We start from the raw sequence: 16,175 nt of genomic DNA, 5'->3' as shown, positions 1-16,175 counted from the left end.
AATTAGGAATAAAAATGAAGGGTTTAGTATATTTAGGAAATAAGAAAATAGAATTAAAAGAAATAGAAAATCCAAAAATAACAGATGCTAAAGATGCAATAGTAAAAGTTACATTATCCAGCATATGTACAAGTGATTTTCATATAATAAACGGAGCAGTACCAAGAGCAAAAGAAAATATTGTACTTGGACATGAATTTGTAGGTGAGATTGTAGAAATTGGAAGTGAAGTCAAGAAATTAAAGAAAGGCGACAGAGTATCAGGAAACTGCATAACTTTCTGCGGAGAATGTTATTATTGTAAAAATGGATTTATTAATAATTGTGAAAAAGGCGGCTGGGAAATAGGATGCCGTATTAATGGATGTCAGGCTGAATATGTAAGAGTGCCTTATGCGGATATGTCATTGAATATACTTCCGGAAAATGTAACTTATGATAATGCATTATTTGTAGGTGATATTTTAGCAAGCGGATATTTCGGTGCTGAGCTTTGCGAAATAAAAAATGATGATACTGTTACTATAATAGGATCAGGACCTGTAGGACTTTGTGCTATGATGAGTGCAAGAGTTTTTGGTGCTAAAAAAATAATAGCCATTGATATAGATGAAGACAGATTAAATATTGCAAAAGAAAATAAATTAGCAGACTTTTTTCTAAATCCTAATAAAGTTAATAATATAAAAGAATATATAAAAGATATAAATAACGGCAGACTTTCTGACGGAACTATAGAAGCAGCAGGCGGAGAAAATACATTTGAATTAGCTTGGAAGATAGCAAGACCTAATTCTGTAGTAGCATTAGTGGCAATGTATGAAAAACCTCAATCACTTCCTTTAAATATTATGTATGGAAAAAATTTAATATTCAAAACAGGCGGAGTTGATGCTGTTCATAGTGATAGAATTTTGAAGTTAATATCTGAAGGTAAAATAAATACAGATTTGCTTATTACTCATAGGGTAAGATTGGATGATATACTAAAAGGTTATGAGATATTTGATAAAAAAGAAGACAATTGTATAAAAGTAGCTGTTGAAAATTTATAATATAATAATATTGTGTAATAAATATTATCTGACAATATATTAATAATATTTTTAATATATTGTTTTATAAATAAAATGTGAAAGCAATATAAATTTTACAATACATTTAATACAAGTAGTATTGTTTTTTATTAAAAAATTAGAATATACTAACATTTTAATAAAAAATACTGTAATTTAAATTTGTAATATTACTTTATTCATTGTATAATAAATACATTAAAATTTGAAAATTAAAATTTAAGAGGAAAATTACAAATATGGCTGCTGCAGAAAAAACATATAGCTCGAAGAATATTCAAGTTTTGGAAGGACTAGACCCTGTTAGAAAGCGTCCAGGTATGTACATTGGTTCTACAGGTGCTCAAGGTTTGCATCACTTAGTATATGAGGTTGTAGACAATAGTATAGATGAAGCTATGGCAGGATATTGTAAGAATATAACTGTTACTATAAAGAAAGGCAATATAATACAAGTAGAAGATGACGGAAGAGGAATACCGGTTGATATGCATCCGAAGTTGAAAATATCAGCTTTGGAAGTTGTTATGACTAAACTACATGCCGGCGGTAAATTTGATAATGAAACATATAAAGTATCAGGTGGTTTGCATGGTGTTGGGGTATCAGTAGTTAATGCTTTAAGTACAGAATTAATAGCTGAAGTTAATAAAGATGGTAAATTATATAGACAAGTTTATCATAGAGGAATTCCTGAGGAGCCTGTAAAAGAAGTAGGAACAAGCAAAAAAACAGGAACTACTGTAACATTTAAAGCTGATGATGAGATATTTGAAACAACAGTATATGACTATAAAATATTAGCTAACAGGCTTAGAGAATTAGCTTTCTTAAATAGAGGTATAAGGATTACTCTTATAGATGAAAGAGAATCAGAAGTTATAAGCAATGAATTTTATTATGAGGGCGGTATTGAAATGTTTATTACTCACCTCAATGAAAATAAAAAAGCATTGCATGATAAGCCTATATACCTTCATAAAAATGAAGATAAAACAGATGTAGAAGTGGCTATGCAGTATGTTGATGCATATAATGAAAATATATTCACATATTGTAATAATATTAATACTACTGAAGGCGGTACTCATTTAGTAGGATTTAGAACTGCTTTAACAAGAGTTTATACTGATTTCGCTAAAAAACTTGAATTGGATAAGAAAAATAAAATAACATTTATGGGTGAAGATACAAGAGAAGGTTTAGTTGCTGTAGTATCTGTAAAAATACCTAACCCTCAATTTGAAGGACAGACAAAAACTAAATTAGGTAATACAGAAGTTCGTGCTGTTACAGAAAAGTTAGTAGTAGAAGGATTAAATGACTATTTTTCACAAAACCCTAAGGTTATAAAAGCTATATTAGAAAAAATCATATCTGCGGCACAGGCTAGAGAAGCTGCTAGAAAGGCAAGAGATTTAGCTAGAAGAAAAAATGCATTAGAAAGTGATTCATTACCTGGAAAATTAGCTGACTGTTCAGAGCAGGAAGTAGATAAATGCGAAGTATATCTTGTAGAGGGAGACTCTGCAGGCGGTACTGCTAAAGGCGGAAGGGATAGACATTTCCAAGCTATTTTACCACTTAGAGGTAAGGTTTTGAATGTTGAAAAGGCTAGACTTGATAAAATAATAGATAATGAAAGTTTAAAGCCTATTATTGCAGCATTAGGATGCGGGGTAGGAGCTTCATTTGATATATCTAAAATAAGATACGGAAGAGTTATCATAATGGCCGATGCCGATATTGACGGATCTCACATAAGAACTTTGCTTTTGACATTCTTCTTTAGATATATGCGTCCTTTAATAGATTTGGGACATATATTTATAGCTGTTCCTCCTCTATATAAGATAAGTTTTGATAAGAAAAACTTTGTGTATGCATATACTGATGAACAGAGAGATAAAATACTAGCAGAAAATAAAGATAGAAAATATGATATACAAAGATATAAAGGTCTTGGTGAAATGAATGCGGATCAATTATGGGAAACTACTATGAATCCAGAAACCAGACTTATGTATCAGGTATTGACAGAAGATGCTGAAAAAGCAGATCAATTATTCTCTATGCTTATGGGTGATGAAGTTAAGCCTAGACGTAATTTTATTGAATCTAATGCTAGATATGTTAAGAATTTAGATGTTTAATTTATAATTTTCAATTTTTTAATATAGTATTTTTCTTATAATATTATTAATTTTTATAATACAATATAATTGTATACTTTATAAAAAAGGAGGAAAAAATTATGGATAATAAATATGATTTAATTATAGTAGGCGGAGGTCCAGGAGGTATAGCATCTGCAGTTGAGGCTGCTATATTAGAAATGAAAAAAGTTCTTTTAATAGAAAAAGGAGATAATCACTCTACTACTATAAGAAAATTTTATAAAGATGATAAAAGAGTAGACAAAGATTATAAAGGAGAAAGTTTAGACTTAAGGGGAAATATTAAATTTGAGACAGCTACTAAAGGCGATGTTTTAGATTTATTTAGCCAATGTTTATTTGGAAACTATATAGAAGCTATGTTCAATACAGAAGTAGAATCTATTAAAAAGAATGGGGAGTATTTGGAAGTAAATACAGCAGACAATAAAAAATATATTTCTAAATATGTAGTAGCTTCTATAGGTAAAATGGGAAGACCTAATAAACCTGATTATGCTATACCTGCAAGTTTGAATAATGTTGTAAATTTTAATATTTATAAATGTAAAGAAAATGAAAAGGTATTGGTAGTAGGAGGAGGAAACTCTGCTGTTGAATATGCTTACTTGCTAGGAAAAGATAATGATGTAACTATTAATTATAGAAAATCCGAGTTTACAAGACCTAATGAAAAAAACCTTGAAACTATAAAGGAAGATATCGCAAGCGGAAAAGTAAAAGCTAAACTAGGTATTGATATTACATCTATAGAAGATAAAGGTGGAAAAGTATTAGTACATTATACAGACGGTACAGAGGATACTTATGATAGAGTAATATATGCTTTAGGCGGTGTTGCTCCTATAGATTTCTTGAAAAGATGTGATATAAATCTTGATGAACATGGTGTGCCTATAGTAAAAAATAATCATGAAAGTTCGGTTGAAAATCTTTATATTGCTGGAGATATATTATATAAATCAGGCGGTTCTATTGCTAAGGCTTTGAATGCTGGTTTTGATATAGTAAAGCATATTTATGAATTGATGAATAAATAATAATTAAATGGGAGTAATAATAATGTTGAAAGTATTAATTGTTTGTGCCAATGGAACAGGTACTAGTTTAATGATGCAAGAAAAAGCTCAAATGGCTTTAATAAAATTAGGAATAGAAAATTTAAAAATAGATCATTCCGATTTAAGTATAGGTGAAACAGAAGATTATGATTTAATTTTCTGTCCTGTAACTTTTGTTGATAATTTTAAATATGCAGATAAAAAAGGAATAAAAGTTATAGGTATAAAAAATATTCTTTCTGAAGAAGAGTTCAAACAAAAACTTGAATCTTCTGGATATCTAGAAGAATTAAAAAGCAAGTAATAAATTAAAAAATGATTTAATAACAGGCTGCCATATATTTAGCCTGTTATTAACATCCTTCTAATAAATTGGTATTTAATATAGTACCAAGTTCATATCTGTCATTATCTTTACTGTAATTATAAATATAAAAATTTAAATGATCATATTCATAACTTGCTATCTTCTTTCCAAGATATAAAAGTCCATTTGCTGGTATTGAACTTAGTATATGAACTTCTTTTAATTTTTTGTATTTTAAAATATCTTCAAATATTTCATCTATTTTTTTTGTGAATAAATAATAACAATGTTTATTAAGCAAACTTTTATGAGAATGTTCTTCTAATATTAATTGATGAGTTATAGTTATTATATTGCTGTAAGAATAATCAAATCCTTTATTTATTATTAAATTTTTATCATCTTTATAAACTTGCTCTATATTATCTATATTGGATTTTCCGGAAAGTATTATTCCTATAGGCTGATTTATATTATCTATTCTTAAAACATTCGATTTACTATCTATAAAACTTTTTAATTCAGGTTCATCTATTTCAATATCTTTGAATCCCCAAGATGCAGAATCTTTAGGTTTAGGAAGAAAATTGAAATGGTACTGATGTTTTTCCAATATATAAGCAATGGATACTAATATGCTGTTAGGGGCTATTGCGTATAATACTATATTATCTTTTGTGGTAATATTTTTTTCTTTTAATTTTGATAATAATATATTATTTAGTTTTTTTATAACATTATCTAATTCATTGTCTTTTTCATTTTTATAGTCTTTATATTCTTTATCAAGGTCTATTTCTAAATCCATTTCTGGAAGTTCTCCAAAACTTTGAGATACACCTCTTATAGAATGAGATATTTTTATTCTCTTTATATTATCATTCTCACTAATATAGTCAAATATCTTATTATTATCCAGCATATATTATTTAATCTCTCTTTAAACTATTTACAAATATCTTAAAAAAATATATATTTGTATAAACATTTTCGTAATAATTTTAATGTTTATTTAATATAATAAATTATAACTGGAGAAAATAATGAAAATATTAGCTATAGATACTTCATGCGATGATACATCAGTTGCAATAGTAGAGAATGGAGATAATGTTTTATCATCAGTATTGAGTTCATCAATAGATGCTCATAAAGATTTTCAAGGAGTGGTACCGGAAATAGCAGCAAGAAAGCATTTAGAGGCTATTATTTATGTAATAGATAAGGCATTAAATGATTCTAATCTTACATTTAATGATATAGATTTATTTGCTGTAACTAATAGACCAGGACTTTTAGGTTCATTGCTTGTAGGTGTATGTGCAGCAAAATCTTTGGCATTTTCATTAAATAAGCCATTAATAGCATTGGATCATATAGCAGCACATATATATTCACCTCATCTTACAAATAAAATAGAGTTTCCATATATAGCATTGGTTGTATCAGGAGGGCATACTATAATAACTGAAGTTTATGATCATGGAGAATATAAAGTTGTAGGTACTACATTAGATGATGCTGTAGGTGAGGCTTATGATAAGGTAGCAAAGTTTTTAAATTTAGGATATCCTGGCGGACCTATAATAGATAAAATGGCAAAAGAAGGGGATAAAGATGCTATAAAGTATCCTATTGTGCTTTTAAATGGAATGGATGAATTTAATTTTTCATACAGCGGACTTAAAACTGCATGTGTATATTCAACAAAAAAATATTTAAAAAATGGGTATGAAGCTACAAATGAAAATATAGCAGCAGCATTTCAAATAAGTGCTATAGAACCATTATATATAAAGACTTTAAAATATGTTGAGAAAACAGGAATAAAAAGAGTTACACTTTCAGGCGGAGTAGCATGTAATAGTTATTTACGTGAAAGATTTGGAAATTCTACAGATTTTGAATGCTATTTGCCTGCATTAAAATATACCACAGATAATGCTGCTATGGTTGGAGGTCTTGCTTATTATATGAAAGATAAACAAGATTTTGCTGATTACAGTTTAGATTGTGCTTCAAGAGTTCTAAACAAAAAGTATAATAAGAAAAAGTAAATTATAAAAATTAATTTTTCAATTTAAAATACTCTATAGATTTAATCAATTCATTAGCTTCATTTAGTAATGATTCTGATGCTGCAGTAGCTTCTGATACTAAAGAAGCATTCTTCTGTACGGAAGCATCCATATTATTAATGGCAGTATTAATCTGTTCAATTCCTTTTTCCTGCTCCTGAGCTGCTATATTTATCTTTTCCATTAAATTAGAAGCATTATCCATTTTATCTGATATTTCAATAAATATTTCTTTAGACTCTTTTACACTTTTAGCTGCTAAATTAATTTTTTCATTGCTATCAGTTATTAATGATGTAATATTTTTTACAGATTCTTGAGTATTTTGAGCTAAGTTTCTTACTTCGCTAGCTACAACAGCAAATCCTCTTCCTTGATCTCCAGCACGTGCTGCTTCTACTGAAGCATTTAAAGCTAATATATTAGTTTGAAAAGCTATATTTTCTATCAATTTGGTGATATCCATAATTTTATTACTAGCATCATAAACAGCATCCATTTTACTTACACTATCTTCTACTATATCACCTGCTTTATTTAAATATTCTTTAGCTTCTGCAACCATAACAGTACTTGTAGCTACATTTTCTGCTGATTCTTTTATAGCACTAGCCATTTGATTCATGGATGCTGCTGTTTCCTCTAAACTAGATGCTTGTGATTCTGTTCTTTGAGATAAATCATTATTTCCAATAAGAACTTCATTTGCTGCTGTAGAAACTTGTTCTGCTGAATTTTTAACAGTATTAATTACTTTATTAAAATTATTCATTGCTTTATCCCAGCCTCTAGCAATATCACCCCATTCGTCTTTTCTATTATTAAAATTGGCAGGTATTTCTCTAGTTAAATCTCCGTCTGATAAAGCAACAATATCTTTTGATAAATCACTTATTATATTAGATACCTTACCGCTTATAATAAATGGAATGAGTAAGCAAAGCAATACTATAATTACAATTAATATGATGATTAATACATTTCTCATAATATTGGTATCTCTTAATATTTCATTTTTAGGAGTTGAGATAGCTAATCCCCAATGTACACCTTTAACTATTTCTATAGAAGAAAAAGCGTAAGTATAATCCATTTTAGCTACTTCTCCATAAACTTCCATTATTAAAAATTTACCTGACTGCATATTTTCAAAAACATTGTATTGTTTATAATGAGGATATGCTTCATAAATGTTTTTTGAAATATTTTTTACATTATAACTATCATATACTACATTTCCATGTTGATCATATAATTCAATTGTTGTGCCTTCAAATAATTTATTATCGTTTAATAAAGAAGTGATAGAGTCTGCGAAAATATCAACATATATAACACCTATAAATTTATTATCAGGTTTAATTGGAATACATAAAGTAAACAGTATAGTATCATTATTAACGGTTGAGTTGTACATGCCTGATACATATACTTCACCTGTTCTTTTAGGTTCTGTATAATAATCAACATTAAAAGTATCTATAGATAAATATGATTCTCCATTTCTTGATATATAATAATTAAATCTTCCATTGGCTGATTTATAATTATCTGAATTAATGTAATTAGCATCATCATCAATAATATTAGGTTCAAAAGCTACTGAAAGTCCATTTATAGATTTTGGGAGATTATCAAAAAATACAGATGTTACTTGTTTATAAATTTCTCTGTCTTTTATACCTGAATTATAAAGATTCTCTATATTTACCTTTAATCCCATTACATTATATAAATGTTTTTGTATATTATATTTTATACCATCAGCTTCTTTAAAAGAGCTTTCTTCTAATATTTTATAAGATAAATCTTTACTTATTTTACTAGTATACAATTGTATAAATAAGTTAGATATAACTACAATTAATATAATAGGAAGTAATATTGCAATTGTAATTTGAAATTTCAAACTTACTTTTTTAAACATATAAGACTCCATTAAATTTATTTTAATGATAATATTTATGGCAATAAAAATGTATCATATACTAATGATCATCACGATACTATATCTGCACAGAAACCCCTAACTATTAAATAATATCATAAAAATTAAAAATGTAAACATTTTATGTTGGTATATCTATACTTAATAATTATAAATTTAGAAAATTTTGTATATTTAAAGATTATTATTTATTATATTTATATATTTTTTACTTATGCTTCTTACTTTTATTTTATCTTTGTAGTTTTTTTTATTTTTCATCTCTTTTACATAGTAAGTTTTAAGAAGTCTGTTATTTTCTACAAATAGCATTTTTGTTTTTTTATTATTACTTTTTATATAATGTTCAATACTGAGAGCAATATTAACATTATCGACTTCCCAAGCAGATAAAAATTTCAAAGGTTTACGAAATTTTGTGTAATTAGCACCTTTTCCTTTTTTATGCTTATTAAATCTATTAATTAAATTATTAGTAATTCCTGTATAATAAGAATTATCTTCACAAAGTATTATATAAATATAATATTTACTTTTATTATCTGCCATTTCTTATATCACTTATTATAGTATCAACATCTATATATATATCATTATTGTATTTTTTAAATATAGAGCATACATTATTGTAATCTTCTATGGTATCAACTGTTGTTCTTAGTTCAGGCATAGCAAAATCATTATTTACTTTAGGATTTTCTATTTTAAACTTATCTGGATTTCTATAATGGTACTGAGTAATATGTTCATGTTCAAAATTATCATTAGAATTATCATTAGCATATTTCAAAACATCATAATTTATAACCTCAACTCCGCTGCCGTAAGGAAGTAAATCATAATGGCTTAAATCAGCATTTTTTTCTATATGATAATCTATAATCATATCCAATGCTTTTATGCTTACTAATGGATTATCCCCTGTAGCACGTACAACAATATCGGCATTGAATTTAGAAGCTGCTTTTGTATATCTGTCTAATACATCATCTTCACTTCCCACAAAATAATTGCATTTAAGATTATCAAATATGTTTTTAAAAGCATTTAATGATTTTTTTTCTGTGGCTACAATTACATCATCTGCTTTTTTTGAGCTTCTTAATCTTTTTATAATAAGTTCAAGCATGCTTCCGCAGTCTGCCATAGGTTTTAATGCTTTCTCTGGAAGTCTGGTTGAACCTATTCTTGATGCTAATATAATAACTATTTTTTTCATCATAATACCTATATTTTTAATTAAAAGTTTTTTTATTATAATAGAATAATTAGTATTGTCAATTTGCAAAAAATTACTTTTTTAAAATATTTTAAAAATTACATATTGATATTGGAGTTAACTCAAATGATATAATTCCTTAAAAATCTTTAAGGAGAATATTTCTTATGAAAAAAAGTAATAATCTTTTAGTATTAGTATTGGCATTTGCTATATTTGCAATATTGAATACAGAAATAGGAATAGTAGGGGTACTTCCTATAATTTCTGATACATTTAATATAACAATAGATAAAGCAGGCATATTAGTCAGTGCTTTTGCATTTACTATAGCTATATCTGGTATAATAATGCCCTTGCTATTTTCTGGTATTAATAAAAAAATATCTATGTTAATAGTAATTGCAGTATTTATAATAAGTAATATAGTATCAGCATTTACTAATAGTTTTAATATACTTTTGATATTTAGAATAATACCAGCTATTTTCCATCCTATTTACTGTTCAATGTCATTTACTATTGCTTCAGAAACAGTTGAGGAAAAAGATATACCAAAAGTAGTTGCTATAATAATGATGGGATGTTCTGCTGGTATAGTAATAGGAACGCCTGCTTCGAATTTTATTGCTGAAATGTATTCTTATAGAGCTTCAATGCTGTTTGCGGCTTCTTTAAATATAATATCATTTATTAGTATATTATTTTTAGTTCCTTCAATGCCTGTAACTAAAAAACTTTCTTATGGTTCACAGCTTGCTGTATTAAAACTTCCTATTACTTGGGTGTCATTATCAACTGTAGCTTTGGTTGCAGCATCTATGGCATCTGTTTATAGTTATTTTGCTCAATATATTAGAACTATATCAAATATTACCGGCAGATATTCTAGTATAATATTATTTTTGTTTGGAATATCAAGCATAATAGGTAATTTTTTAGCAGGTAAATTTTTGGCCAAAAATGCATTAAAATTTGTGACTATTTATCCTTTTATATTTATAGCAATATATATTTTAGTGTTTATAACAGGAGAAATATTTTATATAATGTTTGCTATTGCATTTATATGGGGAATGGTGTATGGAATGGGTAATAACATACAACAGTATTGGATTACATCTGCTCTTCCTCAAGCTCCTGAATTTTCAAATGGTCTTTTTATATCATTTGGTAATTTAGGTATTACTATTGGTACTTCTGTAGGAGGATTATTTATTTCAAATATAGGAATAAAAAATATCACATTATGCGGAATAATGTTTTTGATATTAACATTTATATCTGTAATAATAAGATTAGCAATGAGTAAAACCAATGTTGATAAAAATGTTTTAGCTTAATAGTTAATAGTTCATTAGATTAAAAGTGTTGTAATTTTTTGCTATTGAAGTTTTTTGTATTTTTATTATACTTTATTGAATGAATAGGACTAATCAGTTTTTTGATAAAATTTTGCAGAATTTCGATAAAGTTTCTGACATAGAAAAGAAAAAAGTATTTAAAAGGCTTACAACACTTTTATATTCTCAAAATATGATTATAGAAAATCTTGAAGAGGGTATAATTGCAATAGATAATAAAGGTATAATACAAGAAATTAATAAAAAGGCTTGTTTTTTATTTTCAATACCTAGAAATTCAGAAGGTAAATTGCTTTCAAAATATATGCATAATAATGATATAGGTAAAAGCATATTAGAATTTATAAGTATAAATGATTCAGAAACAAAATTATTAAAAGATAATTATAATGAAAGAATATTGCAGATAACTATACTGCCAATAGGTGATAGCGGAAGAATAATAGGAACTCTTATAAAAGCATTTGATATAACAAAAACTTATGAAAGTACTCAAAAACTAAAAAGAGCAGAACAATTAGCTTCCCTTACTACATTGGCTGCCGGAGTGGCACATGAAATAAAAAATCCGCTTGGATCTATTTCAATATATGTTCAGCTTATAGAAAAGATAATAAAAAAGAATATGGATAATGATTGTCAATGCTATAAGGATTTTAAAGAATATTCTGATATAATAAAAGAAGAAATAGGCAGATTGGAAGAAACTATTAATTCATTTTTATTTTCAGTACGTAAATTGGAATTGGATATTGAAGATGTTAATATCAATGAGTTAATTTTGTCTACAGTGTCATTTTTAAAATATGAGATAGAACAAAACAATATTAATATAGATATAAAATTTGATAAAGATAATTTAATATTAAAATTGGATGCTAAATACATAAAGCAGTCATTAATTAATATAATACAAAATGCAATAGATGCTATGACAGATAATGCAGATGATAAGAAGAAAGAGATTTATATAAAGTTAAAGACTATGGATAATTATGCTGTTATAAGCATAAAAGATACTGGTATTGGAATGAATGATGAAACTTTAAATAAAATATTTGAACCATATTTTACTACAAAAAGACATGGTACAGGATTAGGTCTTACAAATGTAGTGCGTATAATAGAAGCTCATAATGGTAATGTTTCAATAGAAAGTGAATACGGCAAAGGAAGCGAGTTTATAATAAAACTCCCATTGCAGCAGGAAAATCAAAAATTTTTAGAAACGGATTTATAAATTATGCCTAAGATATTAGTAATAGATGATGAGAAAAATATAAGAGACGGAATTAAAAAGTCATTGGAGTTCGAGGGTTACGAGGTAGTAACTGCAGAAAATGGAGAAAAAGGTATAGAAACTGTTTATAAAGGCGGGATTGATTTAGTTATAACAGATTTAAAAATGCCTGAAAAAACAGGTGAGGAATTTTTAAAAGAGATTTTAGAATTTGATAAACATATACCTGTAATAGTTTTAACTGGTCATGGTAATGTAGAAACAGCGGTTGAGATGATGAGGCTTGGAGCTTATGATTTTATGACAAAGCCTTTTAATCTTGATAAAATGCTTTTAATAATAGCTAGAGCATTAGAAAGTAAGAATATTAAAAAAACTAATGAAACTTTAGAAAAACGTGTAGATTATCATGAAAGTTTTTATGGAATGATAGGCCATAGTCCTAAGATATTGAAGGTATATGAGGCTATAAAACAGGTAGCTAGAACTAAAGCTACTGTATTGATAGAAGGAGAAAGCGGAACAGGTAAGGAATTAGTTGCAAGTGCTATTCATCAAATATCAGATAGAGCAAAACAGCCTTACATAACTGTAAACTGTGCTGCACTTTCTGAAGGGGTGCTTGAAAGTGAATTATTCGGACATGAAAAAGGATCTTTTACAGGGGCTATTGATAAAAAGATAGGAAGATTTGAGGCTGCCAATAAAGGTACTATATTTTTGGATGAAATAGGAGAAATTAATCAGGCTGTTCAGGTTAAACTTTTAAGGGTGCTTGAAGAGAGGGTAATTGAAAGGGTAGGTTCCAATACTCCTATAGATGTTGATATACGAGTTATTGCTGCTACAAATAAAAAATTATCAGAAGAAATTAAAGAGGGTAAGTTTAGAGAAGATTTATATTACAGACTTAACGTTATAAAGATAGAAATGCCTCCTCTTAGAGAAAGAAGAGAGGATATACCTCTTTTAATAGATAATTTTATAAAAGAATTTTCAAAGGTGCATTCTATAGAAATAACTTCTGTTGATAAAAAAGTGTACAAAATATTATCATCTCTTCAATGGGAAGGAAACGTAAGAGAATTGAGAAATACTATTGAAACTATGGTTGTTCTCAGTAAAGACGGAAAGATTGATGAAAATAATATACCGGATTGGGCATTGAAAAATAACAATGAGGATAATTTTGTAGTAGATGGAAATGTTACTTTAGAAGAACTTGAAAGGATGTATATAAATCATTTACTTAGCCGAAATAATTTTAATAAAGCGCAGGTGGCTAAAATACTAGGTATAGAAAGAGCCACTCTTTACAGGAAATTAAAAGAAGATATTAAAGATTAATTATTTAATTATTAAAAAAGAGGGATTTTAGCCCCTCTTTTTTATTTATAAAATTTATTTTGTAGCAGTCATTATAACATCGCCTACAGATACAGTTCTAGGTTCTGTTTTATCTAATGATTTTAATTCAGAAAAATTAGGTATTATTATTGGAGAAGTAATATCATATTCTTTTTCTACACCCTCTTTATCAAATTCTATTAATAAAGTACCTATTTTTACTTTATCTCCTTCCTTAACATGAGCTTTGAAATGTTTACCTTCTAATTTTACAGTATCCATACCTATGTGTATAAGTATTTCTATACCTTTAGATGATAAACCTATTGCATGATTAGTATCTACCATTGTAACAACTTCACCGTCTACAGGAGAGTAAATTTTTCCATCACTTGGAATAATAGCCATTCCATCTCCTAATGCTTTGCTTGAAAAAGCTTCATCTTTTACTTCTGTAACATCTACTAATTTTCCATTTATCGGACTTTTTATTTCTACTTTTTTAGAGAATAAACCCATATATGCCTCCAATATTCTTTGTTTTATGATTTTAACATAAAGATTTATAAAGTAAATAACTTTGTATGTTAAAAATTTAATTAATTATGTTTATTTTTTATATTTGTAAATAAAATTTTGTATGCATAAAAAAACATTTGTACTACATATAATACTTAATTATATATATTAAATTGTTTAATAATTAAAAGTTGTTAATTTTATATCAAAAATATAATATAATTTAATCTTTATGTCACAAAAATATAAAAAATATTTTTTATAAATCGTATAATACTTGATTATAAAAAAATAAGTAATATACTTATATTATAGAAAGAAAATTTTTTTAGAATTTTTATGGAGGATATATGTTTAATTATCTACAAAGAATAGGTAAATCCTTAATGGTTCCAGTTGCTGTATTACCTGCAGCAGCTATTCTTTTGGGTATTGGTTATTGGATAGACCCTAATGGTTGGGGCGGTGGAAGTCCAGTTGCAGCTTTCTTCATTAAGGCAGGCGGATCCATTATAGATAATATGCCTATACTTTTTGCTATTGGTGTTGCTTTCGGTATGTCTAAAGATAGAAATGGTGCTGCTGCTTTAGCTGGTTTAGTTGCTTTTCTTGTGGTTACAACTCTTTTAGCTCCTGCTACAGTTGCTATGATACAGAGTAAGCCTGTTGATCAAGTACCTGCTGGTTTTGCTAAAATTAATAACCAATTTATAGGAATACTTTGTGGTGTTATAGCTGGCGGTTTATATAATAAATTTGCTGAGATAAAATTACCAGAATTTTTAGCATTCTTTAGCGGAAGAAGATTTGTACCAATAATTACATCTGTTGTAATGATGGTAGTTTCTTTTGTATTAATGGTTATTTGGCCTGCAATTTATGGCGGTTTGGTATCATTTGGTGAAGCTATTATAAGTCTTGGCCCTATAGGTGCTGGTATATACGGATTCTTTAACAGACTTTTAATTCCTGTTGGTTTGCACCATGCTCTTAACTCTGTATTCTGGTTTGACGTTGCTGGTATTAATGATATACCTAATTTCTTAGGCGGTCAGGCTTCTATAGATGCAGGTACAGCTACAGTGGGTGTTACTGGTATGTATCAAGCAGGTTTCTTCCCTATAATGATGTTTGGACTTGTTGGTGCTTGTTTAGCCTTCATTAAAAATGCTAAACCTGAAAATAAAAACAAAATTAAATCTATAATGCTTGCAGCTGCTTTTGCTAGTTTCTTTACTGGTGTTACTGAACCAATAGAGTTTTCATTTATGTTTGTAGCTCCTGTACTATATTTGATACACGCTTTATTAACTTGTATATCTTTGATAATATCTGCAAGCTTCAAATGGATGGCTGGTTTCGGATTCTCTGCTGGTTTTATTGATTTGCTTTTATCTACTAAAAACCCATTAGCTACTCATTGGTATATGCTTATTTTACAAGGTATAGTATTTTTTGCTTTGTATTTTGTTATATTCGACTTTGCTATTAGAAAATTCAATCTTAAAACACCTGGAAGAGAAGAAGATGATACAGATGATGGAGAAGTATCTGTAGGTGCTTCTAATAAATCTTATGCTGATAAAGCTATACTTTTACTTCCTTTATTGGGAGGAATTGAAAATATAGTTGATATAGATAACTGTGCTACTAGATTAAGATTAGAAGTTAAAGATAATACTATAATTAATGATGCAGAAATAAAGAAAAGTTTCCCTGGTGTATTAAAACCTGGTAAAACTTCTGTTCAGGTTATAGTTGGTACAGATGTTCAATTCTTGGCTGATGAATTTAAAAAGTTAGTAAAAAAAGAATAGTATAATTGATTAATAATTAAAG

14 protein-coding genes are annotated in these 16,175 nt (G+C 27.6%); 9 read left to right on the top strand and 5 right to left on the bottom strand.

Going from position 1 to position 16,175, the window contains the following annotated elements; all coding sequences use genetic code 11:
• Positions 1-14: 14 nt before the first annotated feature.
• The 4 genes from T324_RS0100975 (at position 15) to T324_RS0100960 (ending at position 4,618) form a co-directional block, all read left to right on the top strand.
• A complete protein-coding gene (locus T324_RS0100975) occupies positions 15-1,055 on the top strand; it encodes an alcohol dehydrogenase (RefSeq protein WP_028328572.1) in 1,041 nt (346 codons plus the stop codon).
• A gap of 260 nt (positions 1,056-1,315) precedes the next feature.
• Positions 1,316-3,229, top strand: a complete 1,914-nt coding sequence (gene gyrB, locus T324_RS0100970) for a DNA topoisomerase (ATP-hydrolyzing) subunit B (protein ID WP_028328571.1) — start codon at positions 1,316-1,318, stop codon at positions 3,227-3,229.
• Between the two features lie 101 nt (positions 3,230-3,330).
• Positions 3,331-4,293, top strand: coding sequence for an NAD(P)-binding domain-containing protein (locus tag T324_RS0100965; protein WP_028328570.1), 963 nt, complete (start codon positions 3,331-3,333; stop codon positions 4,291-4,293).
• A gap of 22 nt (positions 4,294-4,315) precedes the next feature.
• On the top strand, positions 4,316-4,618 hold the full coding sequence (locus T324_RS0100960; protein ID WP_028328569.1) for a PTS sugar transporter subunit IIB: 303 nt from the start codon (positions 4,316-4,318) through the stop codon (positions 4,616-4,618).
• Positions 4,619-4,667: 49 nt separating this feature from the next.
• Here T324_RS0100960 and T324_RS0100955 read toward each other — a convergent pair whose 3' ends face one another.
• Positions 4,668-5,543, bottom strand: a complete 876-nt coding sequence (locus tag T324_RS0100955; RefSeq protein ID WP_028328568.1) for an SAVED domain-containing protein — start codon at positions 5,541-5,543, stop codon at positions 4,668-4,670.
• Between the two features lie 121 nt (positions 5,544-5,664).
• Between T324_RS0100955 and tsaD the strand changes: the two genes are divergently transcribed.
• Complete coding sequence (gene tsaD / locus T324_RS0100950) at positions 5,665-6,678, top strand: tRNA (adenosine(37)-N6)-threonylcarbamoyltransferase complex transferase subunit TsaD (RefSeq protein WP_028328567.1); 1,014 nt, start codon at positions 5,665-5,667, stop codon at positions 6,676-6,678.
• Between the two features lie 10 nt (positions 6,679-6,688).
• Here the strand turns inward: tsaD and T324_RS0100945 are convergent, their stop codons facing one another.
• The 3 genes from T324_RS0100945 to T324_RS0100935 form a co-directional block, all read right to left on the bottom strand.
• Complete coding sequence (locus tag T324_RS0100945; RefSeq protein ID WP_028328566.1) at positions 6,689-8,626, bottom strand: methyl-accepting chemotaxis protein; 1,938 nt, start codon at positions 8,624-8,626, stop codon at positions 6,689-6,691.
• 195 nt (positions 8,627-8,821) lie between these two features.
• Positions 8,822-9,196, bottom strand: a complete 375-nt coding sequence (locus T324_RS0100940; protein ID WP_028328565.1) for a GIY-YIG nuclease family protein — start codon at positions 9,194-9,196, stop codon at positions 8,822-8,824.
• On the bottom strand, positions 9,186-9,866 hold the full coding sequence (locus T324_RS0100935; RefSeq protein WP_028328564.1) for a cytidylyltransferase domain-containing protein: 681 nt from the start codon (positions 9,864-9,866) through the stop codon (positions 9,186-9,188). Before T324_RS0100935 ends, T324_RS0100940 begins: the two co-directional genes overlap by 11 nt.
• A 167-nt stretch (positions 9,867-10,033) precedes the next feature.
• Here T324_RS0100935 and T324_RS0100930 point away from each other — a divergent pair, with 167 nt between their 5' ends.
• From T324_RS0100930 to T324_RS0100920, 3 genes are all read left to right on the top strand, one after another.
• Positions 10,034-11,209: an MFS transporter gene (locus T324_RS0100930; RefSeq protein ID WP_028328563.1), complete on the top strand. Its 1,176-nt coding sequence runs from the start codon at positions 10,034-10,036 to the stop codon at positions 11,207-11,209.
• 79 nt (positions 11,210-11,288) lie between these two features.
• On the top strand, positions 11,289-12,470 hold the full coding sequence (locus tag T324_RS0100925) for a two-component system sensor histidine kinase NtrB (RefSeq protein ID WP_028328562.1): 1,182 nt from the start codon (positions 11,289-11,291) through the stop codon (positions 12,468-12,470).
• A 3-nt stretch (positions 12,471-12,473) separates the two neighbouring features.
• Complete coding sequence (locus T324_RS0100920) at positions 12,474-13,817, top strand: sigma-54-dependent transcriptional regulator (protein WP_028328561.1); 1,344 nt, start codon at positions 12,474-12,476, stop codon at positions 13,815-13,817.
• Between the two features lie 54 nt (positions 13,818-13,871).
• Here the strand turns inward: T324_RS0100920 and T324_RS0100915 are convergent, their stop codons facing one another.
• Positions 13,872-14,336 carry a PTS sugar transporter subunit IIA gene (locus T324_RS0100915; protein ID WP_028328560.1) on the bottom strand — a complete coding sequence of 155 codons (465 nt, stop codon included), beginning with the start codon at positions 14,334-14,336 and terminating at the stop codon, positions 13,872-13,874.
• A gap of 350 nt (positions 14,337-14,686) precedes the next feature.
• Here T324_RS0100915 and nagE point away from each other — a divergent pair, with 350 nt between their 5' ends.
• Complete coding sequence (nagE, locus tag T324_RS0100910) at positions 14,687-16,153, top strand: N-acetylglucosamine-specific PTS transporter subunit IIBC (protein ID WP_028328559.1); 1,467 nt, start codon at positions 14,687-14,689, stop codon at positions 16,151-16,153.
• Positions 16,154-16,175 lie beyond the last annotated feature (22 nt).

The organism is Brachyspira alvinipulli ATCC 51933 (genome assembly GCF_000518245.1).
GTDB classification, from domain to species: domain Bacteria; phylum Spirochaetota; class Brachyspiria; order Brachyspirales; family Brachyspiraceae; genus Brachyspira; species Brachyspira alvinipulli.
This window is presented reverse-complemented; position numbering and strand designations above follow the sequence as displayed.